General features: G+C 62.3%; 31 protein-coding genes. 27 read left to right on the forward strand and 4 right to left on the reverse strand.

Annotated elements, in window-relative coordinates:
* The first annotated feature begins 101 nt into the window (after window positions 1–101).
* From nifA to ACVC5H_RS13190, 14 genes are all read left to right on the forward strand, one after another.
* On the forward strand, window positions 102–1,730 hold the full coding sequence (gene nifA / locus ACVC5H_RS13125) for a nif-specific transcriptional activator NifA (RefSeq protein ID WP_489618348.1): 1,629 nt from the start codon (window positions 102–104) through the stop codon (window positions 1,728–1,730).
* 363 nt (window positions 1,731–2,093) lie between these two features.
* Window positions 2,094–3,671, forward strand: coding sequence for a nitrogenase cofactor biosynthesis protein NifB (gene nifB / locus ACVC5H_RS13130; protein ID WP_489618349.1), 1,578 nt, complete (start codon window positions 2,094–2,096; stop codon window positions 3,669–3,671).
* A 33-nt stretch (window positions 3,672–3,704) separates the two neighbouring features.
* Window positions 3,705–3,923, forward strand: coding sequence for a 4Fe-4S binding protein (locus ACVC5H_RS13135; RefSeq protein ID WP_013234835.1), 219 nt, complete (start codon window positions 3,705–3,707; stop codon window positions 3,921–3,923).
* Window positions 3,924–3,932: 9 nt separating this feature from the next.
* Window positions 3,933–4,307 carry a HesB/IscA family protein gene (locus ACVC5H_RS13140; RefSeq protein WP_489618350.1) on the forward strand — a complete coding sequence of 125 codons (375 nt, stop codon included), beginning with the start codon at window positions 3,933–3,935 and terminating at the stop codon, window positions 4,305–4,307.
* 4 nt (window positions 4,308–4,311) lie between these two features.
* Window positions 4,312–5,055: a 4Fe4S-binding leucine-rich repeat protein gene (locus tag ACVC5H_RS13145; protein WP_489618351.1), complete on the forward strand. Its 744-nt coding sequence runs from the start codon at window positions 4,312–4,314 to the stop codon at window positions 5,053–5,055.
* Between the two features lie 32 nt (window positions 5,056–5,087).
* Window positions 5,088–5,405 (forward strand): nitrogen fixation protein NifZ, encoded by a 318-nt coding sequence (locus tag ACVC5H_RS13150; protein WP_489618352.1) that lies wholly within the window; start codon window positions 5,088–5,090, stop codon window positions 5,403–5,405.
* Window positions 5,402–5,650, forward strand: a complete 249-nt coding sequence (locus ACVC5H_RS13155) for a nitrogen fixation protein NifZ (RefSeq protein WP_006463078.1) — start codon at window positions 5,402–5,404, stop codon at window positions 5,648–5,650. Before ACVC5H_RS13150 ends, ACVC5H_RS13155 begins: the two co-directional genes overlap by 4 nt.
* A complete protein-coding gene (locus tag ACVC5H_RS13160; RefSeq protein WP_489618353.1) occupies window positions 5,647–6,021 on the forward strand; it encodes a DUF3024 domain-containing protein in 375 nt (124 codons plus the stop codon). Before ACVC5H_RS13155 ends, ACVC5H_RS13160 begins: the two co-directional genes overlap by 4 nt.
* 11 nt (window positions 6,022–6,032) lie before the next feature.
* The gene (locus tag ACVC5H_RS13165; protein WP_489618354.1) at window positions 6,033–7,172 is read left to right on the forward strand and encodes a cysteine desulfurase family protein; all 1,140 of its coding nucleotides are present in this window, start codon (window positions 6,033–6,035) and stop codon (window positions 7,170–7,172) included.
* Between the two features lie 35 nt (window positions 7,173–7,207).
* Window positions 7,208–7,417, forward strand: a complete 210-nt coding sequence (gene nifT / locus ACVC5H_RS13170) for a putative nitrogen fixation protein NifT (RefSeq protein ID WP_026052155.1) — start codon at window positions 7,208–7,210, stop codon at window positions 7,415–7,417.
* Window positions 7,418–7,429: 12 nt separating this feature from the next.
* Window positions 7,430–7,690 (forward strand): HCV capsid domain containing protein, encoded by a 261-nt coding sequence (locus tag ACVC5H_RS13175; RefSeq protein ID WP_489618355.1) that lies wholly within the window; start codon window positions 7,430–7,432, stop codon window positions 7,688–7,690.
* A 30-nt stretch (window positions 7,691–7,720) separates the two neighbouring features.
* A complete protein-coding gene (locus tag ACVC5H_RS13180; RefSeq protein WP_489618356.1) occupies window positions 7,721–8,869 on the forward strand; it encodes a DegT/DnrJ/EryC1/StrS family aminotransferase in 1,149 nt (382 codons plus the stop codon).
* Between the two features lie 60 nt (window positions 8,870–8,929).
* On the forward strand, window positions 8,930–9,235 hold the full coding sequence (locus tag ACVC5H_RS13185) for a 2Fe-2S iron-sulfur cluster-binding protein (RefSeq protein ID WP_017453286.1): 306 nt from the start codon (window positions 8,930–8,932) through the stop codon (window positions 9,233–9,235).
* Between the two features lie 35 nt (window positions 9,236–9,270).
* On the forward strand, window positions 9,271–10,122 hold the full coding sequence (locus tag ACVC5H_RS13190; protein ID WP_489618357.1) for an SIR2 family NAD-dependent protein deacylase: 852 nt from the start codon (window positions 9,271–9,273) through the stop codon (window positions 10,120–10,122).
* A gap of 4 nt (window positions 10,123–10,126) precedes the next feature.
* On the opposite strand, the gene ACVC5H_RS13195 is transcribed toward ACVC5H_RS13190, so the two are convergent.
* The 4 genes from ACVC5H_RS13195 to ACVC5H_RS13210 all read right to left on the reverse strand — a co-directional run bounded on the left by ACVC5H_RS13195 (window position 10,127) and on the right by ACVC5H_RS13210 (window position 11,933).
* The gene (locus ACVC5H_RS13195) at window positions 10,127–10,363 is read right to left on the reverse strand and encodes an FmdB family zinc ribbon protein (protein WP_489618358.1); all 237 of its coding nucleotides are present in this window, start codon (window positions 10,361–10,363) and stop codon (window positions 10,127–10,129) included.
* Window positions 10,364–10,447: 84 nt separating this feature from the next.
* Window positions 10,448–11,035 (reverse strand): hypothetical protein, encoded by a 588-nt coding sequence (locus ACVC5H_RS13200; RefSeq protein ID WP_489618359.1) that lies wholly within the window; start codon window positions 11,033–11,035, stop codon window positions 10,448–10,450.
* Window positions 11,036–11,044: 9 nt separating this feature from the next.
* Window positions 11,045–11,449, reverse strand: coding sequence for a group II truncated hemoglobin (locus ACVC5H_RS13205; RefSeq protein ID WP_489622693.1), 405 nt, complete (start codon window positions 11,447–11,449; stop codon window positions 11,045–11,047).
* Between the two features lie 52 nt (window positions 11,450–11,501).
* Window positions 11,502–11,933, reverse strand: coding sequence for a response regulator (locus ACVC5H_RS13210; protein ID WP_489618360.1), 432 nt, complete (start codon window positions 11,931–11,933; stop codon window positions 11,502–11,504).
* 517 nt (window positions 11,934–12,450) lie between these two features.
* Between ACVC5H_RS13210 and nifH the strand changes: the two genes are divergently transcribed.
* From nifH to modC, 13 genes are all read left to right on the forward strand, one after another.
* Window positions 12,451–13,329 (forward strand): nitrogenase iron protein, encoded by an 879-nt coding sequence (gene nifH, locus ACVC5H_RS13215; protein ID WP_489618361.1) that lies wholly within the window; start codon window positions 12,451–12,453, stop codon window positions 13,327–13,329.
* Between the two features lie 167 nt (window positions 13,330–13,496).
* Window positions 13,497–14,951 (forward strand): nitrogenase molybdenum-iron protein alpha chain, encoded by a 1,455-nt coding sequence (nifD, locus tag ACVC5H_RS13220; RefSeq protein ID WP_171938389.1) that lies wholly within the window; start codon window positions 13,497–13,499, stop codon window positions 14,949–14,951.
* A gap of 106 nt (window positions 14,952–15,057) precedes the next feature.
* Entirely contained in the window at window positions 15,058–16,617 is a 1,560-nt protein-coding gene (nifK, locus tag ACVC5H_RS13225) for a nitrogenase molybdenum-iron protein subunit beta (RefSeq protein ID WP_489618362.1), read from the forward strand.
* A gap of 89 nt (window positions 16,618–16,706) precedes the next feature.
* Window positions 16,707–18,086, forward strand: a complete 1,380-nt coding sequence (gene nifE / locus ACVC5H_RS13230; RefSeq protein WP_489618363.1) for a nitrogenase iron-molybdenum cofactor biosynthesis protein NifE — start codon at window positions 16,707–16,709, stop codon at window positions 18,084–18,086.
* Between the two features lie 4 nt (window positions 18,087–18,090).
* Window positions 18,091–19,479, forward strand: coding sequence for a nitrogenase iron-molybdenum cofactor biosynthesis protein NifN (gene nifN, locus ACVC5H_RS13235; RefSeq protein WP_489618364.1), 1,389 nt, complete (start codon window positions 18,091–18,093; stop codon window positions 19,477–19,479).
* Window positions 19,476–19,877 (forward strand): nitrogen fixation protein NifX, encoded by a 402-nt coding sequence (nifX, locus tag ACVC5H_RS13240; RefSeq protein ID WP_006463095.1) that lies wholly within the window; start codon window positions 19,476–19,478, stop codon window positions 19,875–19,877. The genes nifN and nifX overlap by 4 nt, the downstream gene beginning before the upstream one ends.
* A gap of 3 nt (window positions 19,878–19,880) precedes the next feature.
* On the forward strand, window positions 19,881–20,351 hold the full coding sequence (locus tag ACVC5H_RS13245) for a NifX-associated nitrogen fixation protein (RefSeq protein ID WP_145601200.1): 471 nt from the start codon (window positions 19,881–19,883) through the stop codon (window positions 20,349–20,351).
* Between the two features lie 26 nt (window positions 20,352–20,377).
* On the forward strand, window positions 20,378–20,584 hold the full coding sequence (locus ACVC5H_RS13250; RefSeq protein WP_013234814.1) for a CCE_0567 family metalloprotein: 207 nt from the start codon (window positions 20,378–20,380) through the stop codon (window positions 20,582–20,584).
* Complete coding sequence (fdxB, locus tag ACVC5H_RS13255) at window positions 20,581–20,886, forward strand: ferredoxin III, nif-specific (protein ID WP_006463098.1); 306 nt, start codon at window positions 20,581–20,583, stop codon at window positions 20,884–20,886. The genes ACVC5H_RS13250 and fdxB overlap by 4 nt, the downstream gene beginning before the upstream one ends.
* Before the next feature lie 58 nt (window positions 20,887–20,944).
* Window positions 20,945–21,544: a nitrogen fixation protein NifQ gene (locus ACVC5H_RS13260; RefSeq protein WP_489618365.1), complete on the forward strand. Its 600-nt coding sequence runs from the start codon at window positions 20,945–20,947 to the stop codon at window positions 21,542–21,544.
* Between the two features lie 47 nt (window positions 21,545–21,591).
* Window positions 21,592–22,347, forward strand: coding sequence for a molybdate ABC transporter substrate-binding protein (modA, locus tag ACVC5H_RS13265; protein WP_489618366.1), 756 nt, complete (start codon window positions 21,592–21,594; stop codon window positions 22,345–22,347).
* A gap of 7 nt (window positions 22,348–22,354) precedes the next feature.
* Window positions 22,355–23,107 (forward strand): molybdate ABC transporter permease subunit, encoded by a 753-nt coding sequence (gene modB, locus ACVC5H_RS13270; protein WP_489618367.1) that lies wholly within the window; start codon window positions 22,355–22,357, stop codon window positions 23,105–23,107.
* A complete protein-coding gene (gene modC / locus ACVC5H_RS13275; protein WP_489618368.1) occupies window positions 23,104–24,222 on the forward strand; it encodes a molybdenum ABC transporter ATP-binding protein in 1,119 nt (372 codons plus the stop codon). The genes modB and modC overlap by 4 nt, the downstream gene beginning before the upstream one ends.
* Window positions 24,223–24,295: the final 73 nt, after the last annotated feature.

The raw sequence follows: 24,295 nt of genomic DNA on the forward strand, positions 1-24,295 counted from the left end.
TGTCGATTTTTCTGGATCTCAATTTCACGGCAGAGTCCGCAGTCGGTTTGAGCGCTCTCAGGCAGCGCATTGGGTTCCAGCATTCACCTATGGAGAGTCCGATGGCCACTATTCTTGACGACCGCAGTGTGAATTTGGAACTCGTCACGATCTACGAGATCAGCAAAATATTGGGTTCGTCGCTGGATCTGTCAAAGACCTTGCGCGAAGTCCTCAACGTCCTCTCTGCCCACCTGGAAACGCGACGGGTCTTGCTGAGCCTGATGCAGGATACCGGCGAGCTGCAACTGGTCAGCGCCATCGGCTTGAGCTACGAAGAATTCCAGAGTGGCCGCTACCGGGTCGGCGAAGGCATCACCGGCAAGATCTTCCAGACGGAAACCCCCATCGTAGTGCGCGATCTCGCCCAGGAGCCCTTGTTCCTGGCCCGCACCAGCCCGCGCGAATCGCAAGATGGCGGGGTCGTTTCCTTCGTCGGCGTGCCGATCAAGGCCGCGCGCGAAATACTGGGCGTGCTGTGCGTGTTCCGGGAAGGGCTGTCGCCCTCGCGCAGTGTCGATCATGAGGTGCGTCTGCTGACCATGGTGGCCAACCTGATCGGACAAACCGTGCGGCTGTATCGCAACGTGGCCGCCGAGCGCCAGCAACTGCAGGAAGAAAAACGCCAGTTGTCCCGCCAGCTCCAGGGCAAGTACAAGCTCGATAACGTGATCGGCATTTCCAAGGCGATGCAGGAAGTGTTCGCCCAGGTACACCAGTCCGCCCCCTCACGCTCGACCATGCTGTTGCGCGGCGAGAGCGGCACCGGCAAGGAAGTCATCGCGCGCGCCATCCATTACCTCAGTCCGCGCAAGGATGGGCCCTTCATCAAGGTCAACTGTGCGGCCTTGTCGGAGACCTTGCTGGAATCCGAATTGTTCGGCCATGAGAAGGGCGCCTTCACCGGGGCCCAGGGCGAACGCAAGGGGCGTTTCGAACTCGCCCATGGGGGCACTCTGTTCCTCGACGAGATCGGCGAAATTTCGCCGGCCTTCCAGGCCAAGCTGCTGCGGGTATTGCAGGAGCGCGAATTCGAACGGGTCGGCGGGTCGCGCTCGATCAAGGTGGACGTGCGCCTGGTCACCGCCACCAACCGCGACCTGGAGAAAGCCGTGGCCAAGGGCGAGTTCCGGGCCGACCTGTATTACCGCATCAATGTGGTCAGCATCTTCATTCCGCCGTTGCGCGAACGGCGCGAGGATATTCCCTACCTGGTGGAACACTTCCTGGAAAAATTCCGCGTCGAAAACCAGCGTGCGATGGTGGCCATGTCACCGCAGGCCATGAAGGTCATGATGAATTGCTACTGGCCGGGCAATGTGCGGGAACTGGAAAATTGTGTCGAGCGCACCGCCACCATGATGCGCGGCGACCTGATCACCGAGGTGCATTTCTCCTGCCAGCAGAACAAATGCCTGACCAAGGTCTTGCATGAACCCGGCCAGGAGCAACCGGTCGTGGTCGTACCGCTGGAGCGTATCCCCACGCATACGGCGCCATCTTTGCCGGGTGGAATGACCAAGGACAAGCCGCTGTCCGCCGCCCCCCCGACCTCCGAGCGCGAACGCCTGATCTGGGCCATGGAGCAATGTGGCTGGGTGCAGGCCAAGGCCGCCCGCGCGCTCAACATCTCGCCGCGCCAGATGGGCTATGCGCTGCAGAAATTCAATATCGAGGTCAAGAAGTTCTGAAACTTGTCTGTGCGCGTGACGTAGGGCCAGAGCAAAAGTTTTTTCTCCCTGCCGTTCCCGCCCCGGATGCGGGCATCTTCGGCGTCGCGCCAGCCGGCTCTTCTGATGGACTCCCCGGCTGGCGCATCCACGTATTCTCCTTGTCCCATCTCCATTGCATCAGCCGCATCCCGGCCTGTGATGCATTGTCGTATTCATGACAAGCGCCGCCCACAATGTCTCGTCGATTGTCGCTATCCTCACATCGCCGTGTCACACGATTTTTCGCTATGTCTTTGAATTGATTGATTATTTTCTCTGGCACGGTTTTGGCTATGTCCTCAGGAGAAGGCCCAGGCATCACTTTCCTGAAAGGGACTATCCATGCAGCCCACACAGTACGTCGGTATCCAGGACATCAAATCGCTAGGCACCTTGCTGGACAAGGTAGCCGAACACAAAGGCTGTGGCACCAGCAGTGAAGGCGGCAAGGCCAGTTGCGGTTCATCCGATGGTCCCGCAGACATGGCACCGGAGGTTTGGGAGAAGGTCAAGAACCATCCGTGCTACAGCGAAGAGGCCCATCACCACTATGCGCGTATGCACGTGGCGGTGGCACCAGCCTGCAACATCCAGTGCAACTACTGCAACCGGAAATACGATTGCGCCAACGAGTCGCGTCCCGGCGTGGTCAGCGAAAAGCTCACGCCCGAGCAGGCGGCCAAGAAGGTCTTTGCGGTGGCATCGACCATTCCCCAGATGACGGTGCTGGGCATTGCCGGCCCTGGCGACCCGCTGGCCAATCCGGCCAAGACCTTCAAGACCTTCGAGCTGATCTCGCAGACCGCGCCCGATATCAAGCTGTGCCTGTCGACCAATGGCCTGGCCTTGCCTGACCACATCGACACCATCGCCGCCTTCAACGTCGATCACGTCACCATCACCATCAACATGGTCGATCCCGAGATCGGGCAGCACATCTATCCCTGGATCTATTACCAGAACAAGCGCTGGACCGGTATCGACGCGGCCCGCATCTTGCACGAACGGCAGATGCTGGGACTGGAGATGCTCACTGCGCGCGGCATCCTCTGCAAGGTCAACTCGGTGATGATCCCGGGCATCAATGACCAGCATCTGGTGGAAGTCAATCGCGCGGTCAAGTCACGCGGGGCCTTCCTGCACAACATCATGCCGCTCATTTCGGCACCTGAGCACGGCACCGTGTTTGGCCTGAACGGCCAGCGCGGCCCCAGTGCCCAGGAGCTCAAGGCCTTGCAGGATGCCTGTGAAGGCGAGATGAACATGATGCGCCACTGCCGCCAGTGCCGCGCCGATGCGGTGGGGCTGCTGGGTGAAGATCGCAGCGCCGAATTCACCACCGAGAAGATCGAGGCCATGGAAGTGGCCTATGACGGCGCCACCCGCAAGGCCTACCAGGAACTGGTGGAACAGGAGCGCCAGGCCAAGTCGGCCGCCAAGGTCGCCGAGCAGCAGGAACTGGCCCAGATGGCAGACCAGAGCGGCCTGTCCTTGCTGGTGGCGGTGGCGACCAAGGGGCAGGGACGCGTCAACGAACACTTCGGACACGTCAGCGAATTCCAGATCTATGAAGTCAGCAGCGCCGGCAGCAAGTTCGTCGGACACCGGCGCGTGGACCAGTACTGCCAGGGCGGCTATGGCGAGGAGGATGCACTGGAGACCGTCATCCGTGCCATCAACGACTGCCATGCGGTGCTGGTGGCCAAGATCGGCGGCTGTCCCAAGGATGATCTGCAAAAGGTGGGCATTGAACCGGTGGACCGGTATGCCCATGAATTCATCGAGCAATCCGTCATCGCCTACTTCATGGATTACCTGGAGCGCGTGCGCAGCGGACAGATCGAGCATCGGCCACGGGGCGACGCCGATATCCGGCAGGGGGCTTATACCTCCGTGCAGTCCACGTCCGCCGCGGCGTAAGCAGCCAATCAGTTTCACGCAAGGAGAAAAAGCATGGCCTACAAGATCGTTGCCTCGCAATGCACTGGGTGTTCCGCCTGCGAGCCCGAATGCCCGAACGTGGCAATTCGCGAAAAGAACGGGATCTTCGTGATCGATCCCAAGAAATGTACCGAATGCATGGGACATTTCGATGAACCGCAATGCGTGGCCGTATGCCCGGTCGATGGCACCTGCGTCATCGACAATGCCCAGCCGCGTTACCAGGCATAGGGAGGGCCGATGAACATCACCATCACCCCCGCCGCCGAAAAATTCATGCGCCGCATGGTGCGCTTCAATGGCGGTTCGGCCCAGTCCGGCTTCCGTCTGCAGGTGAGTGCAGGCGGTTGTTCCGGGCTGAGTTCGGAATTCTCGGTCGAGGCGCAGCCCACGCCAGGCGACGTCAGCCTCGACTGCAACGGCCTGGCCGTCTTCCTGCCTGCCGAAAGTCGCCTGTTGCTGGAGGGCGTGACCATCGATTTTGCCGATACCCTTAGCGAATCCGGGCTGACCTTCCGCAACCCGAATGCGCCGGCTGCCAGCTGCGGGACGCATGGCTCGGCGCCGCCGGCCACGGCTGCAGTGTCGATCTCCAGCATCCGGCGCAAGGCTTGAGCAATTGGATACGGAGCCCTTCGCGGCGACCGACTGGCAGGGACAGGCATTGTCGTGCGCCGACTGCGCGCAGATGGGCCGCCCCTCCACGCGGTGTGAACTGGCCAAGGCCTGCGTGCATGACCGTTATGCACGGCGCATCGACCGTTTCTTTGCGTGGAATCCGGCCCTGGCCAAGGAATTCCTCACGCATCCCTATTTCGAGGTGAGGGCGGTAGCGGCCAAGCACGTGGAAGTGTTTTACCTGCCGCGCATGATCGATGACCCGGATGCGACGGTGCGCTGGAGTGTGGCGCAGCGCCTGCCGCAACGCCAGCTGCTGATGTTGCGGCAAGATCCGGATCGCGAGGTCCGTATCCAGGTGGCGCGGCGGCTGCACGTCGAGCAGCTGCACCAGATGATGGGCGACGGCGATTATGGCGTGCGCCTGATTGTGGCGCAGCGTATCGAACCGCAATGGCTGGTGCGCATGCTGCACGATGGAGACCGCGAGGTGCGCCGCGTCGTGGCAGCGCGAGTGGGATCGGCGTTATTGAGCGCGATGGCCAGGGATGAAGACGCTGCGGTGCGCACGGTGGTGGCGCAGCGCCTGGCACCGGGGCAACTGGTGGCCTTGTGCCAGGACCCGGACTGGCGCGTGCGCTACAGCGTGGCTGAGCGTATCGATACGGCGCATCTTGGTTTGCTGTCGGACGATGAAGACGAAGCCGTTCGCACGCTGGCGCGCCAGCGCAGCGGATTGGCGTGAACCACGATGACAGAGCAACAGGAGCTGGGACCATGAAGATCAACCGTGATGATGGCCGGGTCGAACTGGACGGGCCGCCGCAATTCAGCTATGGCGAGAAGGTCAGGAGTACCAAGACCATCCGCAACGACGGCACCTTCGCAGGCCGGGAGATCGGCGACATCCTGGTCAAGAAGGGCGACATCGGCTATGTGACCAGTATCGGCACCTTCCTGCAGCAGTTCTACATCTACGGCATCGAATTCGTCGAGCACGGTTACCGGGTCGGCATGAAAGGGCGCGAGCTGCAATCGCTCGACCCGCCCGTCACGTCCGGGCAGGCGGCCGGAATCCAAGGAGCGGCAACATGATCGAACCACGCGTGGCCAGATATGCCTGGGGGCAGCGGGTGCAAGCCAGTATCGACCTGTTCAACGATGGCTCCTACCCGGACTGCGAGGCCGAGGCCTTGCTGGTGGCACAGGGAACGCCGGGCGAAGTGGTGCAGGTGGGCATGCATGAGGAGTCCACCATCCCGGTGTATCTGGTGGAATTTCCCGGCAACCGCGTAGTGGGCTGTCTGGAAGAAGAAATCGTCCTGCTGGAGCCGGCATGAACCAGATCATCGCCCAGGCCAACGGCATGCCCACTGCAGGCGGCATCCGCAGCTGGCAGCCCAACGAGCTGGATCTGCGGCGTATCGGGCGCATGCTGCAGAAGCGCGCACGCTACCTGTATGTCGTGCCGCGCGTGGAGATGACGGCCAGCGGTTACCTGATCCAGAGTCCGTGCTGTTCGCGCAATATCGACGCCGGGGGCGGCATGGTCGATATCGCGCTGCTGGAATATGACGCCGGGCTGGGGGTGTGGAAACTCTTCCGCAAGGATCACACGGAAGGCGGCTGGGAATTCTTCATGCTCGAACGCAGCCTGCAGGTCCTGATGGATTGCATCAACCGGGACACCGCAAGGTTGTTCTGGCAATGAGTATGGCACCCATGGATACCATCATCTATCTCGACAACAACGCCACCACCCGGCCCACGCCGGAAGTGCTGGCCGCCATGCAGGCCTGCCAGCACGAAGCCTGGGGCAATCCTTCCAGCAAGCACCGGGTCGGTGACGCTGCACGCCAGCGCGTGAACAGTGCCCGCGCAGAGGTGGCGGCCCTGCTCGGCGCCACGGCGGCCGAACTGGTGTTCACCAGTGGCGCCACCGAAGCCAATCACATGGCCATCCTGGGCGCGCTGGCCTTGCAGCCGCAGCGGCGCCATATCGTCAGCAGCCTGGTCGAGCATCCTTCCACCTTGCTGCTGCTGCGGCATCTGCAGGCGCAGGGCGTGCGTATCAGCTGGATCGCGGTGGATGAGCATGGGCAACTGCAGCTCGATGAACTGGCGGCAGCCATCACGCCGGATACTGCCCTGGTCAGCCTGATGTGGGCCAACAATGAAACCGGCGTGGTGTTTCCGATTGCCCAGGCGGCCGAACTGGCGCGCCAGCGCGGCGTGCTGTTCCATACCGACGCAGTGCAGGCAGTGGGCCGTGTTCCATGCGATGTGACGGCCATGGGCGTGGATCTGCTGTCCTTGTCGGCGCACAAGCAGCATGGGCCCAAGGGAATCGGTGCCCTGTACGTGCGCAAGGGGATCAAGTTGCCGCCCTTGCTGTTCGGCCACCAGGAACGCGGCCGGCGCGGCGGTACCGAGGACGTGGCGGGCATCGTCGGGCTGGGCGTGGCAGCGGCCCAGGCGCGTGCGGCGCTGCCACGGATGCCGGCGGTGAGCGCATTGCGACAACGCTTCGAGCACGGCCTGGCATGCCTGCCACAGGTGCAGATCAATGGTGCGGGCGCAGTGCGCCTGCCCAATACGGTGAGCGCACGTTTCGGCCAGGTCCATGCCGAGCGGGTGCTGGACCGCCTGGATCGCCTGGGCATCTGCGCCTCCAGCGGGTCGGCCTGTACGGCCAGCGGCGACATGCCTTCCCACGTGTTGATGGCCATGGGCATGTCCAGCGAGCAGGCCGCGGCGACGATACGCTTTTCGCTCTCCCGCGATACCCGCGACAACGAGATCGATGCGGTGCTGGCGGCCTTGTCGGAGATCGTGCAGCCCTTGCAGGCAAGAGCAGCCTAGGCAGCCTTACCGGACCAACCCATCAGGAGCCCAACGTGAAAGTGATGATCCGCAAGAACTCAGCAGGCTTGCTGTCGGCCTACGTCCCCAAGAAAGACCTGGAAGAGCCCATCGTGGCCATGGAAAAGCCCGACATGTGGGGCGGCCACGTCACCCTGGCCAACGGCTGGCAACTGGTGTTGCCGGTGATGGATGCGGCCACCGTATTGCCGGTGACCATCGATGCACGCCGTCTGGGCGAATGAGGAGTTGCTGCGATGAGCCTGTCGTCCCAGCAATTGGCCACCGTCCAGGACGTGCTGCAGGATGCCGCCCAGCTCAACGTCCTGGCGGCCCTGCGCAGCGCCTTGCCGGGCCTGGTGTGCAGCCGTTGCGACCAGGAGGACATGCGCGGCGAATCGCCATACTGGCGCGGGCACAGCTATGCCTTGTTCCTGGTCGATACCGATGCCCATTGCTGGCGTGTGGTCGAGGGCCCGGAGGAGGCCAGCGGCGTGGTGATCGCCCGGTTGTCCTGAGTTGAGCCAATACCCGGAGGAGTGCAGCACATGGAACAGGAATGGATCAAATTGTCGGACCCTGACGTCAGCACCCGCGAGCTGGAAGCCGTCACACGGGTGCTGGTCTCGTCGGGCCTGTCCGCAGGCCCTGTGGTCGAATCCTTCGAAAACGAATTCGCCTCCTATCTTGGCCGCACCTATGGCGTGGCCGTTGCCAGCGGCACGGTGGCACTGATGCTGGCCTTGCGTGCCATGGGCATTCGCGCTGGCGATGAGGTGATTGCCTCCGCCTACTCCTGGCATCAGATCGCCCATGCCATCACGCTGGTCGGTGCCACCCCGGTGTTTGCCGACATCGACTATTGGAGCGGCAACCTGGCGCCGCACAAGGTGGCCGACAAGATCAGCCAGCGTACGCGTGCCATCGTGGTGGGCAATTGCAATGGCCATCCTGCGGCCTGGGCCGAGTTCCGCCAGCTGGCGCAGGCGCATGGCCTGCGTTTGATCGAGGATTCCACCGAAGCCATCGGTTCGCGTTACCAGGGCCGCGTAGTGGGCAACTTCGGTGACATTGCCATCTTCGATTTTTCGCAGCCCTCGGCCCTGTGTTGTGGCGAGGGCGCCATGCTGGTGACCGATGATCCCGAGCTGGCCAGCGAATTGCACTACATGCGCAACCGCAACCTGGCCGATCGCCAGTCCATCGCCGTGGCCAGCCGGGTGCCGATGCAGGCCTCGATGAGCGATCTGAGCGCAGCCATCGGCATTGCCCAGCTGGAGCGGCTCGATGAAATCCTGCTGCGGCGCAAGCAGGTCGAGGCCTACTACCTGGAGCACGTGCAATTCTTCGAGGGCATCAAACCGCCTTATATCGGCCCCGACGTCGAGGAGGTCTACTGGATGCTGTACCTGGTGCACCTCGGCACACGCTTCACCCGCACCATGCGCAACCAGATCATCGAAGACCTGGCCAGCCAGGAAGTGGAAGCCGCCGCCTGGTGCCAGCCGCTGCACCAGCAGTTCTACTACAGCCGCTTTGGCTGCAAACGCGGCGACCTGCTGCTCACGGAAAAGATCGCCGACCGCTGCATCGCCTTGCCCTTGCACGGGCATCTGGATACCGACGAAGTGCACTTCATCGTGCAGGCGGCCAAGGATGCCTCCAGCAATGTCGGTGCTGGGGCGGCGATCTACTGAGCGGGGCGCATGCCCTTTCGCATTTTTATTGACCTCATCCACCCTAAAGGAGTCCTGACCATGCCCGTCGTTACCATCCAACCCTCCGGCAAGACCATCGAGGTGAGCATCGGCACCACGCTGCTGGCGGCCGTGATGAAAGCTGGCGAAGCCATCGCCAACAAGTGCCAGGGCAAGGCCGAGTGCGGCGCCTGCCACATCTTCGTGCTGGAAGGGCGCAAGAGCGTCTCGCGCACCACCCCGGCTGAAAACGCCAAGCTCGACAGCATCGTGGGCGTCGGTTCCAAGTCGCGCCTGGCCTGCCAGGTGATCGTGGGCGAGGAAGACGTCACCCTCGAACTGCTCAATTTCGCCTCCGGGCGCTGAACCTGCCTGAACACCTGCGCCGAGGAGCCATCGCCATGCCTACCAATGAGGACACCTTGCAAGACCTGTTCGATGCACTCGCCAGGGGGGAGCTCATTGCTTACCTGGGACCGGGCTTGCTGACGCAGGTGCCGGATTGCCCGCTGCCCGATTCGCAGGAAAAACTGGCGGCGCTGCTGTCCGCCCAGGTCACGGTGCCGCACAAGATCCGCAACCGCCTTACGGCTACTGCGCAATTCATCGAGAACTTCAAGCATCGCAAGAGCCTGGTGCAACTGATGCAGGGCGCATTCTCTGCCGCTGTGCCGCCGTTGCCGCTACAGCAGGTGCTGGCTGGCATGCCGGAGATCCCGATGATCGTCGCGCTCTGGTATGACGATGCCATGCGCAGCGCCATGCTCGCCAGCGGCCGCGATGACTGGGGACAGGTGCAGGGCTTGTCGCAGTCCGAGCATTTCGGTACCTGGTACCAGTATTACGACGGCACCGGCCAGGCAGTTCAGGAGAGCACCGCGCCGGGCTGGAACACCTTGCTGTATCAGCCCATCGGGGCGCATGCACCGGCTGCCAACTATCTCGTGTCGGATTCCGATTTCGTCGAAGTGCTTACCGAGATTGACATCCAGACGCCAATTCCGGCGCGCGTGCAGGCACTGCGGCAAGGCCGTCATTTCCTGTTCATCGGCTGCCGCTTCAACGATCAGCTACAACGCAGTTTTGCGCACCAGATCACCAAGCGCTCCTCGGCGCGGCATTGGGCGGTGCTGGCGGAGACACCATCTCGCAATGAACAGCGCTTCCTGGAGGAACATGGCATCGAGGTGCTGCCCATGGCAACGGCGGACTTCTCAGCCCTGCTGTGTGCGCAGCTGGGGCTGCCGGTGTGACGGGTCACTTCAGTTTGTTGCGCAATTCCGATGGACGGTAATTGCTGAAGTGCCCCTCCCGGGCGGCTTGCGCCCGGGCACGCTGCAGGATGCCGACGCTCTTGCCCGGTGCCTGCGGCGCCGACACCTGCCGGAGCACCGCATGGCTGCCGCAACCCGGGCAGGCTGGCGTGTCGCTAGCGCGGACCAGTTTTTCAAAATGCGTGTCGCAGGCGGTACAGAGAAAGTCGAAAAGGGGCATGGTCGGCTCGCTGATGTTGAAGGGGGCGTTCGCGCAGGGTAGGGCAGCATTCCTGATGGCGGGCTGCCACCCGACCCTGTGGCGTCATACCGGGCGGTTTTCCTTGACCTTGATCGGCCCCATCACCTCCAGGCCGCGCTGGAAGCTGATCTCCTCGAACTTTCCCTTGAAGCGCAGGGCACCGTCGGCCACGGCCAGGATCTTTTCAGCGGTGTCGAGTTTCTTGAGATCGCCACGCTCGATGCGGAACAGTTCCAGCAACTCGTTATAGACCGTCGATTCGTCCAGCGGCATCACGTAGAAGGTGGCACCGCCATAAGGAATCTGGAATCGCAGCGAAATATCCAGGTTGCAGGCGAAGAAGAAGTACTTGCCATCGGCGGCCAGCTTGTCCCCCAGCACTTCGCACAGCAGCTTGATGTGTTCCAGCGAAGGCGCCATGCCGGCCAGGAAGGGAATGGTGGCCGCGCCCACGTCGGCCACCGTCATCACCTGGTCGAACTTGATTTCCGGCGGCCGTTTTTCGTCGGCCAGGCTGGCCTGGTACTTGAGCGCGATTTCGCCACGGAAGGCGACGCGTCCATTGCGTTTGGTCGGACCCTTGAAGACCGGGCTTAGCAGACGGCCGTCATTGTCCAGATCGGCCAGGGGGGTATTTGCGAGAGTGCTCATGAAGTTTCCTTATTGGTTGCACAGAAAATCGGCAGTCTTGAAAAATGCGGCACCCAGTTGCTGCCGCAACACCTCGTCGGGTACCAGTTCTTGTAGCGCCTGGTTCATGCAGGCCATCCAGGCATCGCGTGCGGCGGCATCGATGGCAAAGCCCGCGTGTGCGTGACGCAGGCGCGGATGGCCGAACGCCTCGGCGTACAGGGGCGGACCGCCCAGCCAACCGGAAAGGAACATGAACAGGCGCTGCCTGGCCGGCCCCAGGTCGGCCGGATGCATGGCGCGTACCACGGCTGCCTGGGGCAGCTGGTCCATCAGGGCGTAGAAACGGTCGACCAGTTGCCGCACGACCGGCTCGCCGCCGATCTGCTGGTAATGGGGATTGGCCAGGGGCGCAGAGGTCGATGCGCCCGGCATCGGGGCTGCCCGATGCGGCAGCTTCAATGGGATACGGGTCGCGCACATGGCCCTACACCACCGTCACCGCGATGCCCAGGCCCAGGGGCGTGCGTCGGCCCAGCTGGGCATCGACCTTGCGGCGCACGGACTCCAGCGTGAGCGGGCGCAGCAGCGTCGAGTTGGCACCTTGCGCCAGGGCTTGCCGGACATGGCTGTCATCGGCGCTGTCGCAGACGACCACGATCTTCAGGGCCGGCTGTTGCTGGCGCAACTGGAGCACCACCTCCATGCCCTCCTTGGCCAGATTGCCCTGGCCCAGCAAGAGCAGATCGGGCGGCCAGTCGCGGCCCTTGCGCAAGGCACTCTCGACATCGGCCAGCAGATGCGCCTCGCACTCGTCGGCCAGCATGAACTGCAGCGCCAATCCGCTGACTTCATCACAGTCGACGATGAAGACCCGCTTGTTGTCGACCGCGCGCTGGCTGTCTACACCGATTTGCATGGTTTGCTCCTTGCGTGAATGGATCGCTGACGGGGCCGCCTGAGGCAGCCTTCATTGCCCTGCCATTCATCCCGATAGCAAACATCGTTCCCGTTATCGGCCAGCCGCTTTTCCTTGTCTTCAGCAGGGCGCGACAAGGCCTGTGGATGCGGGCCAGCGGGCTGCTGGCGTGGTTGGCTACACGGTTCTGTTGAGGGCGCGGGCTTGTATCGTTCCCTACAGACTGAGTGCCGTTTGTGCGGTTTCCAACACCAGGAAGAAGTGGATTGGCAGGTTGCGGGAAATGCTGTTTTAACCAATCAAATCAATGACTTGAGATCATTTTTTGATGGTGGCACGGCATTTGCAGATAGGGCTGTGCACCGACGATGACTTGCCGAATGCGTGACTTGAGACGAAGACCAATAAAAGTTTCGAAGCGGCGCCCCAACGGCTGCAAGTGTGATGACAAAACTGCTTTGAACGACATCTTAATTTCTTACACCAGAGCTACACCGCTTATTTCTAGGAGAATCAAATGGCCTCACTCAGACAAATCGCCTTCTATGGCAAAGGCGGCATCGGCAAGTCCACCACCTCGCAAAATACCCTGGCCGCGCTGGCCCAGATGGGGCAGCGCATCCTCATCGTCGGCTGCGATCCCAAGGCCGACTCGACCCGCCTGATCCTGCACGCCAAGGCCCAGGACACCATCCTGTCGTTGGCCGCCGATGCCGGTTCGGTGGAGGATCTGGAGCTGGAAGACGTCATGAAGATCGGCTACCAGAACATCCGTTGCGTCGAATCCGGCGGCCCGGAACCGGGCGTGGGCTGCGCCGGCCGGGGTGTGATCACCTCGATCAACTTCCTCGAAGAAGAGGGCGCCTACGATGACACCGACTACGTGTCCTACGACGTGCTGGGCGACGTCGTGTGCGGCGGCTTCGCCATGCCGATCCGCGAAAACAAGGCGCAGGAAATCTACATCGTGATGTCCGGCGAGATGATGGCCATGTACGCCGCCAACAACATCTCCAAGGGCATTCTGAAGTACGCCAACTCCGGTGGCGTGCGCCTGGGCGGGCTGATCTGCAACGAGCGCAAGACCGACAAGGAACTGGAACTGGCCACCGCCCTGGCGGCCAAGCTCAACAGCAAGCTGATCCACTTCGTACCGCGCGACAACATCGTGCAACACGCCGAGCTGCGCCGCATGACCGTGCTGGAGTACGCGCCCGATTCCAAGCAGGCTGGCGAATACCGCACCCTGGCCAACAAGATCCACGAAAACGCCGGCAACGGCACCATCCCCACCCCGATCACCATGGACGAGCTGGAAGACCTGTTGATGCAGCATGGCCTGATGCCTGTCGTTGATGAATCGATGGTGGGCAAGACGGCCGAAGTAGCGGCCTGAGCATCGTCATCTGCCTGCTGTTGATGCTGCAAGGTCCCGGTCGCTCGCGCCTCTGTTGTCTGAAGCGAAGGCGGCCGGGACCGCAAGAAAAAGGGTAGCGCAGGTTTGTTGACCGGATTGGCATACGACCGGGTATGTCCCCCGCGACTAATTTTATCGGAGGGCCCATGAGCCTCACAGTTGAAGAAACCACGGCACGCAATACGGAATTGATCAATGAGGTCCTCAAGGCCTATCCGGACAAGACCGCCAAGCGTCGCGCCAAGCACCTGACCACCCAGGAAGAGGGCAAGTCGGATTGCAACGTCAAATCCAACATCAAGTCGATCCCCGGCGTGATGACCATTCGCGGCTGCGCCTATGCCGGTTCCAAGGGTGTGGTCTGGGGACCGATCAAGGACATGATCCACATCAGCCACGGTCCGGTCGGCTGCGGCCAGTACTCCTGGGGCTCGCGCCGCAACTATTACATCGGCAAGACCGGCATCGACAGTTTCGTGACCATGCAGTTCACGTCCGATTTCCAGGAAAAGGACATCGTCTTCGGCGGCGACAAGAAGCTGGAAAAGATCGTCGACGAGATCCAGGAGCTGTTCCCGCTCAACAAGGGTATTTCGGTGCAATCCGAATGCCCGATCGGTCTCATCGGTGACGACATCGAAGCGGTCTCCAAGAAGAAGTCCAAGCAATACGACGGCCATACCATCGTGCCGGTGCGCTGCGAAGGCTTCCGTGGCGTGTCGCAGTCGCTGGGGCACCACGTGGCCAACGACGCCATCAAGGAATGGGTGCTCGACAAGATGGACCCGGACAAGAACCAGTTCGTGGCGACCCCGTATGACGTAGCCATCATCGGCGACTACAACATCGGCGGCGATGCCTGGTCCTCGCGCATCCTGCTGGAAGAGATCGGCCTGCGCGTCATCGCCCAGTGGTCCGGCGACGGCACCCTCGCCGAAATGGAAAACACGCCCAAGGCCAAACTCAACGTGCTGCACTGCTATCGCTCGATGAACTACATCTCGCGCCACATGGAAGAGAAATTCGGCATTCCCTGGGTCGAGTACAACTTCTTTGGCCCCAGCCAGATCGAGGCATCGCTGCGCCAGATCGCCAGCCACTTCGACGACAAGATCAAGGAAGGCGCCGAGCGCGTCATCGCCAAGTACAAGGCCCTCACCGATGCCGTGATCGCCAAGTACCGCCCGCGCCTGGAAGGCAAGACCGTGATGCTGTTCGTCGGTGGCCTGCGTCCGCGCCACGTGATCGATGCCTATGGCGACCTGGGCATGAAGGTGGTCGGTACCGGATATGAATTCGGCCACAACGACGACTACCAGCGCACTACCCACTACGTGGAGGACGGCACGCTGATCTACGACGACGTGACCAGCTATGAATTCGAGAAGTTCGTCGAGAAGATCGAGCCCGATCTGGTCGGCTCCGGGATCAAGGAGAAATACGTCTTCCAGAAGATGGGCGTGCCGTTCCGCCAGATGCACTCCTGGGATTACTCGGGCCCGTATCACGGCTACGACGGCTTTGCCATCTTCGCCCGCGACATGGACATGGCCATCAACAGCCCGGTGTGGGGCATGGCCAAGGCACCGTGGAAGGCCTGAGCTGAATCGATTCGGGGATGGATGGACGCAGGACCGTGCTCAACGCCTCTCGTCCATCCGACCCGAGCCTGGATCATTTGATCAGTTGAATTGAAGGGGTATCATCATGCCGCAAAACGCCGATAGCGTTCTGGACCACGAGAATCTGTTCCGCCAGCCGGAATACCGCGAACTGCTCGCCCGCAAGAAAGAAGAGTTCGAGTTCGCCGTTCCGCTGGACAAGGTGCAGGACGTGGCCGAATGGACCAAGACCAAGGAATACCAGCAAAAGAACTTCGCCCGCGAAGCACTGACCATCAATCCGGCCAAGGCCTGCCAGCCGCTGGGTGCGGTGTATGCCGCCGTGGGCTTCCAGAACACGCTACCCTTCGTGCACGGATCGCAGGGCTGCGTGGCGTATTACCGCTCGCACTTTTCGCGTCACTTCAAGGAACCGACGTCCTGCGTATCGTCGTCGATGACCGAAGACGCCGCCGTCTTCGGTGGCCTCAACAACATGATCGACGGCCTGGCCAATGCGCTGAGCCTGTACAAGCCGGAGATGATCGCCGTCTCCACCACCTGCATGGCCGAGGTGATCGGTGACGACCTCGACTCCTTCATCAAGAACGCCAAGGACAAGGGCAGCGTGCCGGCGGAATACGACGTACCCTTCGCTCATACCCCGGCCTTCGTCGGCAGCCACGTGACTGGCTACGACAATGCCCTGAAAGGCATCCTGACCCACTTCTGGGATGGCAAGGCCGGCACCGTGCCGGCACTGGAAAGAAAACCCAACGAGCGCATCAATTTCATCGGCGGTTTCGACGGCTTCGTGGTCGGCAACCTGCCGGAGGTCAAGCGCATCTTCAAGCTCATGGGCGTGGACGGCACCATCGTGTGCGATCCCTCGGAGGTCTGGAACACCCCGACCGATGGCCAGTTCCGCATGTACAGCGGCGGCACCACCAAGCAGGAAGTGATCGAGGCGCTCGACGCCAAGGCCACCGTGGTGTTCCAGGAGTTCAGCACGCTCAAGACCGCCAAGTACATCGCCGAGAAGGGCCAGGAAGTGGTCACCCTCAACCATCCGATGGGCGTGGCCGGCACCGACCAGTTCCTGATGGAACTGTCGCGCCTGAGCGGCCAGCCCATCCCGGCTGAACTGGAGCTGGAGCGCGGCCGCCTGGTCGATGCCATCGCCGATTCGCAGGCGCACTTGCATGGCAAGAAGTTTGCCTTGTACGGCGACCCCGACATGATGATCGGCATGACCCAGTTCCTGCTGGAGCTGGGCTGCGAGCCGACCCACATTCTCTCCACCAACGGTGACGCCGAATGGGCGGCCAAGGTGCAGGCGCTGCTGGATGCTTCTCCCTTCGGCAAGGACTGCAAGGTCTATCCCAAGCGTGACTTGTGGCACCTGCGATCCCTGCTGTTCACGGAGCCGGTGGACTTCCTGATCGGCAATACCTACGGCAAGTACCTGGAGCGCGACTGCGGCGTGCCGCTGATCCGCCTGGTGTTCCCCGTCTTCGACCGCCATCACTATCATCGCTTCCCCATCTGGGGTTATGCCGGTGCGATGCGCGTGCTGGTGATGATCCTCGACGAATACTTCGAAGCCCTGGATGCCAATACGGTGGTGGCCGGCGAGACCGACTATTCCTACGACATCATCCGCTGAGCGCGACGGACGTCCCGCCAGGCAGAAGGATGGCCTGGCGGAATGCGTAGTACCCCCGGCACCAACCCAGGCAAGCACGGAGAGCGATCATGACGGCCTTGAAGCTGAAGATCCAGGAAGTCTTCGAAGAACCGGCCTGCGAGAAGAACCAGGCCAAAACAGAGAAGCAACGCAAGGCAGGCTGCAGCAAGCAGCTGGCACCGGGAGCGGCCGCCGGTGGCTGCGCCTTTGATGGTGCCAAGATCGCCTTGCAGCCCATCGTGGACGTGGCCCACCTGGTGCATGGCCCCATTGCCTGCGAAGGCAATTCCTGGGATAACCGCCATGCGGCTTCGTCCGGTATGCAGACCTATCGCACCGGTTTCACCACCGACATCAGTGAGATCGACGTCATCTACGGTGGTGAAAAGCGGCTCTACAAGGCGGTCAAGGAAATCATCGAAAAATATGATCCGCCGGCGGTGTTCGTCTACCAGACCTGTGTCACTGCGCTGACGGGCGACGACATCGAGGCCGTCTGCAAGGCCGCCAGCGCCAAGTTCGGCAAGCCGGTGATTCCGGTCAATTCGCCCGGCTTTGCCGGGGTCAAGAACCTGGGCAACAAGCTGGCCGGCGAAGCCTTGCTCGATTACGTGATCGGGACGGTCGAACCCGAATTCACCACGCCCTACGACATCAACATCATCGGCGAATACAACCTGTCCGGCGAGTTGTGGCAGATCACGCCCTTGCTCGATGCCATGGGCGTGCGGGTGCTTTCCTGCATCAGTGGCGATGGCCGCTATCGCGAGATTGCCTCTTCGCACCGGGCCCGGGCATCGATGATGGTGTGTTCCAAGGCCATGATCAACGTGGCGCGCAAGATGGAAGAACGCTACGGGATTCCCTTCTTTGAAGGGTCGTTCTATGGCATCGGCGACGTCTCCGATTCGTTGCGCCAGATCGCGCGCCTGCTGGTGCAGCAGGGTGCTCCGGCCGAGTTGACCGACCGCACCGAAGCCTTGATCGCGGTGGAAGAGGCGCGCGCCTGGAGTCGTCTGGCGCATTACAAGAAGCGCCTGGCGGGCAAGCGTGTTCTGTTGATTACCGGCGGGGTGAAGTCCTGGTCCGTGGTAGCGGCCTTGCAGGAGGTTGGCATCGAAATCGTCGGCACCAGCGTGAAGAAATCGACGCGCGAGGACAAGGAGCGCATCAAGGAAATCATGGGTGATGAAGCCCACATGATCGATGACATGACGCCGCGCGAGATGTATGCCATGTTGAAAGAGGCGCGTGCCGACATCATGCTCTCGGGCGGGCGTTCGCAATTCATCGCGCTCAAGGCCAAGATGCCCTGGCTGGACATCAACCAGGAGCGCCATCATGCCTATGCCGGCTATGAGGGCATGATCACGCTGGTCTCGGAAATCGACCGCGCCCTGTACAACCCGGTGTGGGAGCAGGTGCGCGCACCGGCACCCTGGGAGTAAGCAGATGGCCATCGTCGAGACTTCCTCCAAGGCCGCGGCCGTCAACCCGCTCAAGATGAGCCAGCCGCTGGGTGCGGCCTATGCCTTCCTGGGCATGAACCGCTGCATGCCGGTCATGCATGGTTCTCAGGGCTGTACTTCGTTCGGGCTGGTATTGCTGGTGCGCCATTTCCGCGAAGCGATTCCCTTGCAGACCACCGCCATGAATGAGGTATCGAGCATCCTGGGCGGGATGGACAACATCGAAAAGGCGGTCTTGAACATCCGCCTGCGCGCCAAGCCGGACCTGATCGCCATCTGTTCCACCGGGCTGACCGAAACCAAGGGCGATGACGTCAATGCCTATCTCAAGCTGATCCGCCAGAAGCATCCCGACCTCGCCGATACCGCGCTGGCCTATGTCTCCACGCCTGACTACACGGGCGCCTTCCAGGATGGCTGGGCCAAGGCCGTGGAAGCATTGATCCGGGCGCTGGGGGAGCCGCAGCCGGGCATCCAGACGCGCGCCAAGCAGGTCAATCTGCTGGCCGGTTGCCATCTGACACCGGCCGACATCGAGGAATTGCGCGACATCGTGCAATCCTTCGGACTGGAACCGATCATGTTGCCCGATGTATCGGGCTCGCTGGATGGCCATCTTCCCGACAATTTCAGCCCGACCTCGATGGGTGGTACTACCCTGGCCGACATGCGCGCGCTGGGGGCTTCCATCGTCACCATCGCCATCGGAGAACAGATGCGCGCCAGTGCCCAGGTCATACAGGAGTTGAGCGGAGTGCCTTATGTGGTATTCGACCGGCTCACCGGCCTGCAGGCCAATGACCGTTTCCTGGCCTATCTGGAATACGTGTCGGGCCAGCCGATTCCGGCGCGCTACCGGCGTCAGCGCAGCCAGTTGCAGGATGCCATGCTGGATGGCCATTTCTTCTTCGGCGGGGTCAAGGTGGCCATCGGCGCCGAGCCGGACCTGTTGCTGGCCCTCTCGGCATGGCTGGGCGAGATGGGCTGCGAGATTGGCTGTGCCGTGACCACCACGACCTCGCCGGTGCTCGAAGGCGTGCCGACGGCAAGGGTCGTGATCGGCGACCTGGAGGATCTGGAGCAGGGCGCACGCCGTATCAGCGCCGGTCTGCTGGTGACGCATTCGCACGGACGCCAGGCGGCCGAGCGTCTGCATATCCCCTTCCATCGCGCCGGCTTGCCCATGTTCGACCGCCTGGGGGCCGGGCACTGTCTCTCGGTCGGCTATCGTGGCACGCGTGGATTGATTTTCGAGATCGGCAACCTGTTGCTGGCCGCAGGCCATGCACATACCCCGGATGACTGGCAGCTGCCGCAGAGCACGCGCGATGCCCTGGCGCTGGCCACGTCCGTTCAAGGAGAAAGCTCATGAAAGTGGCATTTGCAACCCAGGATCTGCAACGCGTGGATGCGCATTTCGGCTGGGCCAAGAACCTGGCGGTGTTCGAGGTCTGGCCCAATGGCTACAGCTTCGTGCAGACGCACAGCTTCGACGGCGATCTCAAGGAGGACGGCGACGAAGACAAGCTGGCCCCCAAGATCGAGGCCATCAAGGATTGCGCCATCCTGTATGTCGCCGCCATCGGCGGCTCGGGTGCGGCGCGGGTGGTGGCCAACCGTATCCACCCGGTCAAGGTGGCGCAGGCCGAACCTATCCTGGACATCCTCGACAAGCTGCAGGAAGTGCTCAAGGGCACACCGGCACCATGGCTGCGCAAGGCCATGCAAAAGGGCCAGGAACGCGACATCAACTTTGAAGAGGAAGTGTGAACCGTGACTGCCATCGCCACTCAAGAGGCCCCGGCCGCCATCGACAGCCCGTTCGTGCAGGAGCTCATCAAGCAATGGCGCGCGCAGGATACCCATGGCGCCTGGGACGGCAAGAGCAACGCGGATCTCTTGGCGCCCTACATCATCACGCGCGAGCAGCGCCGCGAGATTCCCATCATCGGCGACCCCGATCCTGAAACCCTGTGGCGCCTGGAATTGTTCTACAACGCCGTCGGGCTGGCGATCGAACGCCAGACCGGCAGCATCGCCACACCCATGATGAAGATGTCGCATGAGGGCTTCGGACGCATGGTACTCATGGCCGGGCGCCTGGTGGTGGTCAACAAGCATCTGCGGGATGTGCATCGCTTCGGCTTCGAAAGCGTGGACAAGCTGGCCGAGGAGGGTGGCAAGATCGTGGCGGCCGGGGTCGAGATGATCCGGCAGTTCCCTGAAGTGGTCAATTACGGCTGAGGGCATCGGCCACAAGGAGAACGGACATGCAGGACAGGGAAGCGCTCAAGGCGCAAGTCAAGAAGCTCAACCAGCAGGCCACCGCCTTGAAGATGGATTTGCACGATCTGTCCGAGGATTTGCCGACCGGCTGGGAAAAGATCCTGGAGGTCGCGCAAAAGGCCTATGACGCCCATGCCGCGCTGGCCCAGGCACGGCGCGCACTTGAGGATGAGAAGGAAAGGCAGCCATGACGACATTCACGGTCAAGCTTCCCGGCGGTGCCGACTGGACGCCCCAGTTCGTCGGCCAGATCAATGAAGACAAATGCATCGGCTGCGGCCGTTGCTTCAAGGTATGCGGCCGCGACGTGCTGGCCCTGGTCGGTATCAATGACGAGGGGCAGCGCATCGCGGTCGATCCTGATGATGACGAGGATGAGGAGTACGAAAGAAAGATCATGACCATCGCCAACCGCGACAATTGCATCGGTTGCGAAGCCTGCTCACGGATTTGTCCCAAGAAGTGTTACACCCATGGGAGCGCGCAGGTCTGATCGTCCATTTCCCTTGAAGCTTTTTTCGTTCTCTGACACCGACCCAGGAGGCCCCAAAATGAGCTACAGCCAGGCAGGTTATGTGGAATTGATGGAAGCAGCGCGCGACCCGGACCATGTGGTGACCCTGGCCTTTGCCGGCCTGATCGCACTGGCCGATCATCGTCCGGCCCCCTATGACGTACCCATCGCCGCCCTCGATGCCGAGGCCCTGGCGGCCTTGCGTGAGCGCTATTTTCCGGAGTTGACGGCGCCTCTGTATGGCTCCCGCAGTGCGTTGTCCGGCGAGGCCTGTGCGCCGCCGCCGATCGACGAATTCGATGACCTGCTGGCCATGCTGATGGATTGCCGCACCTGCGACGACCAGGAAAGTACCTGGCTGGCCCACGCCATCGCCACGGCCTGCATGGGGTCCAACCATCTCTGGCAAGACATGGGCTTGCCCAACCGGACGGCCTTGTCACGGCTGATCAGTCATTACTTTTCCGTCCTGGCCGAGCGCAACGTCAGCGACATGAAGTGGAAGAAGTTCTTCTATCGGCAATTGTGCGAACGCGAAGGGCTGGTGCTGTGCCAGGCCCCCAGCTGCGGCAATTGTTCCGATTACCTCAAGTGCTTCGGTCCGGAAGATGCCAATCCATTGCTCGGCTTGAACTGAGCCGGCGCTGGTGTCTTCATTCTCATCTTTTTTCAAGGAACAAGTCCATGTTGCGCAAGCTGATGCTGGCCTGTACCTGGCTGTGGTTGTTGATGCCGGGCGTCCATGCCGAGGAGGTCCACGTGGCCGTGGCGGCCAATTTCACCCAGCCGTTCAAGCAGATTGCCGCTGCGTTCGAGCAGGCCAGCGGTAACAAGGTAGTGGCGGCGTTCGGCTCCACCGGCCAGTTCTATGCCCAGATCAACAATGGCGCGCCATTCGAGATCTTGCTGGCGGCGGACGCCGACACGCCCGCTCTGCTGGAAAAGCAGAACACCGCCGTGTCCGGCAGCCGCTTCACCTACGCACGCGGCAAGCTGGTGCTCTGGAGCGCAAAGCCGGGCGTAGTGGACGCGCAGGGAGAGATCCTGAAGAAGGGTGCCTTCGAACACCTGTCGCTGGCCAATCCCAAGCTGGCGCCGTATGGCCTGGCGGGCGTGCAGACGATGCAGAAGCTGGGGCTTGAAGAAACCTTGCGGGCCAAGATCGTCCAGGCGGAAAACATCAACCAGGCTTACCAGTTCATCGCCAGCGGCAATGCCTTGCTCGGCTTCGTGGCTTTGTCGCAAGTGGTCAGGAACGGGCAGATCGCCGAGGGCTCGGCCTGGATCGTGCCGGCCGAGCTGTATGCGCCGATCCTGCAGGACGCGGTGTTACTGGAAAAAGGCCGTGACCATCCCGGGGCCCTGGCCTTGCTGAGCTATCTCAAGAGCGAGCCGGCGCGCCAGGTCATCCGTGCTTACGGCTACGAGCTGGATCGCTAGGCCGGCCATGTGGTTGACCGCCGAAGACTGGAGTGCGGTGCGCCTGACGCTGAGCCTGGCCAGCATCGTCACGGTGCTGCTGCTGGTGGTGGGCACACCGCTGGCCTGGTGGCTGGCGCGCACGCGCTCGGGGTGGCGCCATGGGATGGCCGCAGTGGTGGCCTTGCCGCTGGTCTTGCCGCCTGCGGTGCTAGGCTTCTATCTGTTGGTGCTCATGGGACCGCAAGGGCCGGTGGGCCGGCTCACCCAGGCATTGGGGCTGGGCTTGCTGCCCTTCAGTTTTGGCGGACTGGTGCTGGCCTCGCTGCTGTATTCGATGCCCTTCGTGGTCCAGCCCTTGCAAAACGCCTTCGAGGCCATCGGTGAACGTCCCATGGAAGTGGCGGCGACCCTGCGCGCCTCGCCGCTGGATGCCTTCTTTACCGTGGCCGTGCCCTTGGCCGGGCCTGGCTTCCTGACGGCGGCAGTGCTCGGTTTTGCCCATACCGTGGGCGAGTTCGGCGTGGTGCTGATGATCGGCGGCAATATCCCCGGCAAGACACGGGTCTTGTCGATGCAGATCTATGACCACGTGGAAGCCTTCGAATACGCCCAGGCGCACCGGCTGGCAGGCGCGATGCTGGTGTTTTCCTTTCTTGTGCTATTGGTGATGATGCGTCTGAGGCGTGCCGGCAAGACCACGCTCAAGGCAGGCAAGAGCGCCCGCGCACCACAGGACGCTACGGTGCAGGCGGGCGACGCTACCAGGAGAACGACATGACGCCAGCCATGGTTGAACCCAGCATCGCGCAGCCCGGGATCATCGCGAAGATGGCGTATGGCTATGGTGGCGCGGGCGAGTTCCAGCTTGAGCTGGATCTGAAATTGCCGGGGCAGGGTGTGAGCGCCTTGAGCGGACCCTCCGGCTGCGGCAAGACTACCTTCCTGCGCTGCATGGCCGGCCTGCTGCGCCCGAGCCGGGGATACCTGGAGGTCAACGGCGAGGTCTGGCAGGATTCGCAGCGCCAGTATTTCTTGCCGACTCATCGACGCGCGCTCGGATATGTATTCCAGGAGGCCAGCCTGTTGCCGCATCTGTCGGTGAGCCGCAATCTGGATTATGGTGCGCGCCGCAGCAAGGCCGCTCCCGGCGCCGCGCCACGCCAGAAGATCATCGAGATGCTGGGCATCGGTCCGCTGCTGCAGGCCATGCCGTCGGCCTTGTCAGGCGGAGAGCGCCAGCGCGTGGCCATGGCGCGCGCCTTGTTCACGGCACCGCGCCTGTTGCTCATGGACGAACCGATGGCCGCGCTGGACAATGACCGCAAGCGCGATATCCTGCCTTACCTGGAACGCCTGCGTGACGAGCTGGCCATTCCCATTCTCTACATCAGCCACCATCCTGAAGAAATCGCGCGTCTGGCCGATACGCTGGTATTGATGCGGCAGGGCCGCTGCCTGGCCAGCGGTCCCCTGGCGACACTGCTGTCACGACTCGATCTGCCCCTGGCCCATGCCGAGGATGCCGGCGCGGTGATCGAGGCCAAGGTTGCTGCCCATGACGAAACGTATCACCTGACCCGCCTGGTGCTGGCCGGTGGCGAGATCTTCGTGCCGCGACGGGAGTTGCCGGTCGGTCAGCCGGTGCGGCTGCAGATCCATGCGCGCGACGTCAGCCTGGCCTTGAGCCCCAGCCATGACAGCAGCATCCTCAACCGGTTGCCGGCTACGGTGCTCAAGCTGGCGCCAGCGCAGCATCCGGCCCACGTGCTGGTCATGCTGGATGCCGGCGGAGAACAACTGTTGGCACGCATCACGCGGCGCTCCTGCGATCAGCTCGCCCTGGTGCCGGGCCAGCCGGTGTGGGCGCAGATCAAGTCGGTAGCCTTGTTGTAGACATGATGCAGTCGCTTGATGCTTGAACGCACGGGAGGGGCCGCAGCCGCGCTGGCGATGCGGCCTTTCCCGT

The organism is Herbaspirillum sp. Her3, from assembly GCF_057961275.1.

What these genes read in the sequence shown, in the direction of transcription:
- nifA (WP_489618348.1), top strand. Translation starts at nt 102, where the DNA reads ATGGCCACTATTCTTGACGACCGCAGTGTGAATTTGGAACTCGTCACG.
- nifB (WP_489618349.1), top strand. Translation starts at nt 2,094, where the DNA reads ATGCAGCCCACACAGTACGTCGGTATCCAGGACATCAAATCGCTAGGC.
- ACVC5H_RS13135 (WP_013234835.1), top strand. Translation starts at nt 3,705, where the DNA reads ATGGCCTACAAGATCGTTGCCTCGCAATGCACTGGGTGTTCCGCCTGC.
- ACVC5H_RS13140 (WP_489618350.1), top strand. Translation starts at nt 3,933, where the DNA reads ATGAACATCACCATCACCCCCGCCGCCGAAAAATTCATGCGCCGCATG.
- ACVC5H_RS13150 (WP_489618352.1), top strand. Translation starts at nt 5,088, where the DNA reads ATGAAGATCAACCGTGATGATGGCCGGGTCGAACTGGACGGGCCGCCG.
- ACVC5H_RS13155 (WP_006463078.1), top strand. Translation starts at nt 5,402, where the DNA reads ATGATCGAACCACGCGTGGCCAGATATGCCTGGGGGCAGCGGGTGCAA.
- ACVC5H_RS13160 (WP_489618353.1), top strand. Translation starts at nt 5,647, where the DNA reads ATGAACCAGATCATCGCCCAGGCCAACGGCATGCCCACTGCAGGCGGC.
- ACVC5H_RS13165 (WP_489618354.1), top strand. Translation starts at nt 6,033, where the DNA reads ATGGATACCATCATCTATCTCGACAACAACGCCACCACCCGGCCCACG.
- ACVC5H_RS13175 (WP_489618355.1), top strand. Translation starts at nt 7,430, where the DNA reads ATGAGCCTGTCGTCCCAGCAATTGGCCACCGTCCAGGACGTGCTGCAG.
- ACVC5H_RS13180 (WP_489618356.1), top strand. Translation starts at nt 7,721, where the DNA reads ATGGAACAGGAATGGATCAAATTGTCGGACCCTGACGTCAGCACCCGC.
- ACVC5H_RS13185 (WP_017453286.1), top strand. Translation starts at nt 8,930, where the DNA reads ATGCCCGTCGTTACCATCCAACCCTCCGGCAAGACCATCGAGGTGAGC.
- ACVC5H_RS13190 (WP_489618357.1), top strand. Translation starts at nt 9,271, where the DNA reads ATGCCTACCAATGAGGACACCTTGCAAGACCTGTTCGATGCACTCGCC.
- ACVC5H_RS13195 (WP_489618358.1), bottom strand. Translation starts at nt 10,363, where the DNA reads ATGCCCCTTTTCGACTTTCTCTGTACCGCCTGCGACACGCATTTTGAA.
- ACVC5H_RS13200 (WP_489618359.1), bottom strand. Translation starts at nt 11,035, where the DNA reads ATGAGCACTCTCGCAAATACCCCCCTGGCCGATCTGGACAATGACGGC.
- ACVC5H_RS13205 (WP_489622693.1), bottom strand. Translation starts at nt 11,449, where the DNA reads ATGCCGGGCGCATCGACCTCTGCGCCCCTGGCCAATCCCCATTACCAG.
- ACVC5H_RS13210 (WP_489618360.1), bottom strand. Translation starts at nt 11,933, where the DNA reads ATGCAAATCGGTGTAGACAGCCAGCGCGCGGTCGACAACAAGCGGGTC.
- nifH (WP_489618361.1), top strand. Translation starts at nt 12,451, where the DNA reads ATGGCCTCACTCAGACAAATCGCCTTCTATGGCAAAGGCGGCATCGGC.
- nifD (WP_171938389.1), top strand. Translation starts at nt 13,497, where the DNA reads ATGAGCCTCACAGTTGAAGAAACCACGGCACGCAATACGGAATTGATC.
- nifK (WP_489618362.1), top strand. Translation starts at nt 15,058, where the DNA reads ATGCCGCAAAACGCCGATAGCGTTCTGGACCACGAGAATCTGTTCCGC.
- nifE (WP_489618363.1), top strand. Translation starts at nt 16,707, where the DNA reads ATGACGGCCTTGAAGCTGAAGATCCAGGAAGTCTTCGAAGAACCGGCC.
- nifN (WP_489618364.1), top strand. Translation starts at nt 18,091, where the DNA reads ATGGCCATCGTCGAGACTTCCTCCAAGGCCGCGGCCGTCAACCCGCTC.
- nifX (WP_006463095.1), top strand. Translation starts at nt 19,476, where the DNA reads ATGAAAGTGGCATTTGCAACCCAGGATCTGCAACGCGTGGATGCGCAT.
- ACVC5H_RS13250 (WP_013234814.1), top strand. Translation starts at nt 20,378, where the DNA reads ATGCAGGACAGGGAAGCGCTCAAGGCGCAAGTCAAGAAGCTCAACCAG.
- fdxB (WP_006463098.1), top strand. Translation starts at nt 20,581, where the DNA reads ATGACGACATTCACGGTCAAGCTTCCCGGCGGTGCCGACTGGACGCCC.
- ACVC5H_RS13260 (WP_489618365.1), top strand. Translation starts at nt 20,945, where the DNA reads ATGAGCTACAGCCAGGCAGGTTATGTGGAATTGATGGAAGCAGCGCGC.
- modA (WP_489618366.1), top strand. Translation starts at nt 21,592, where the DNA reads ATGTTGCGCAAGCTGATGCTGGCCTGTACCTGGCTGTGGTTGTTGATG.
- modB (WP_489618367.1), top strand. Translation starts at nt 22,355, where the DNA reads ATGTGGTTGACCGCCGAAGACTGGAGTGCGGTGCGCCTGACGCTGAGC.
- modC (WP_489618368.1), top strand. Translation starts at nt 23,104, where the DNA reads ATGACGCCAGCCATGGTTGAACCCAGCATCGCGCAGCCCGGGATCATC.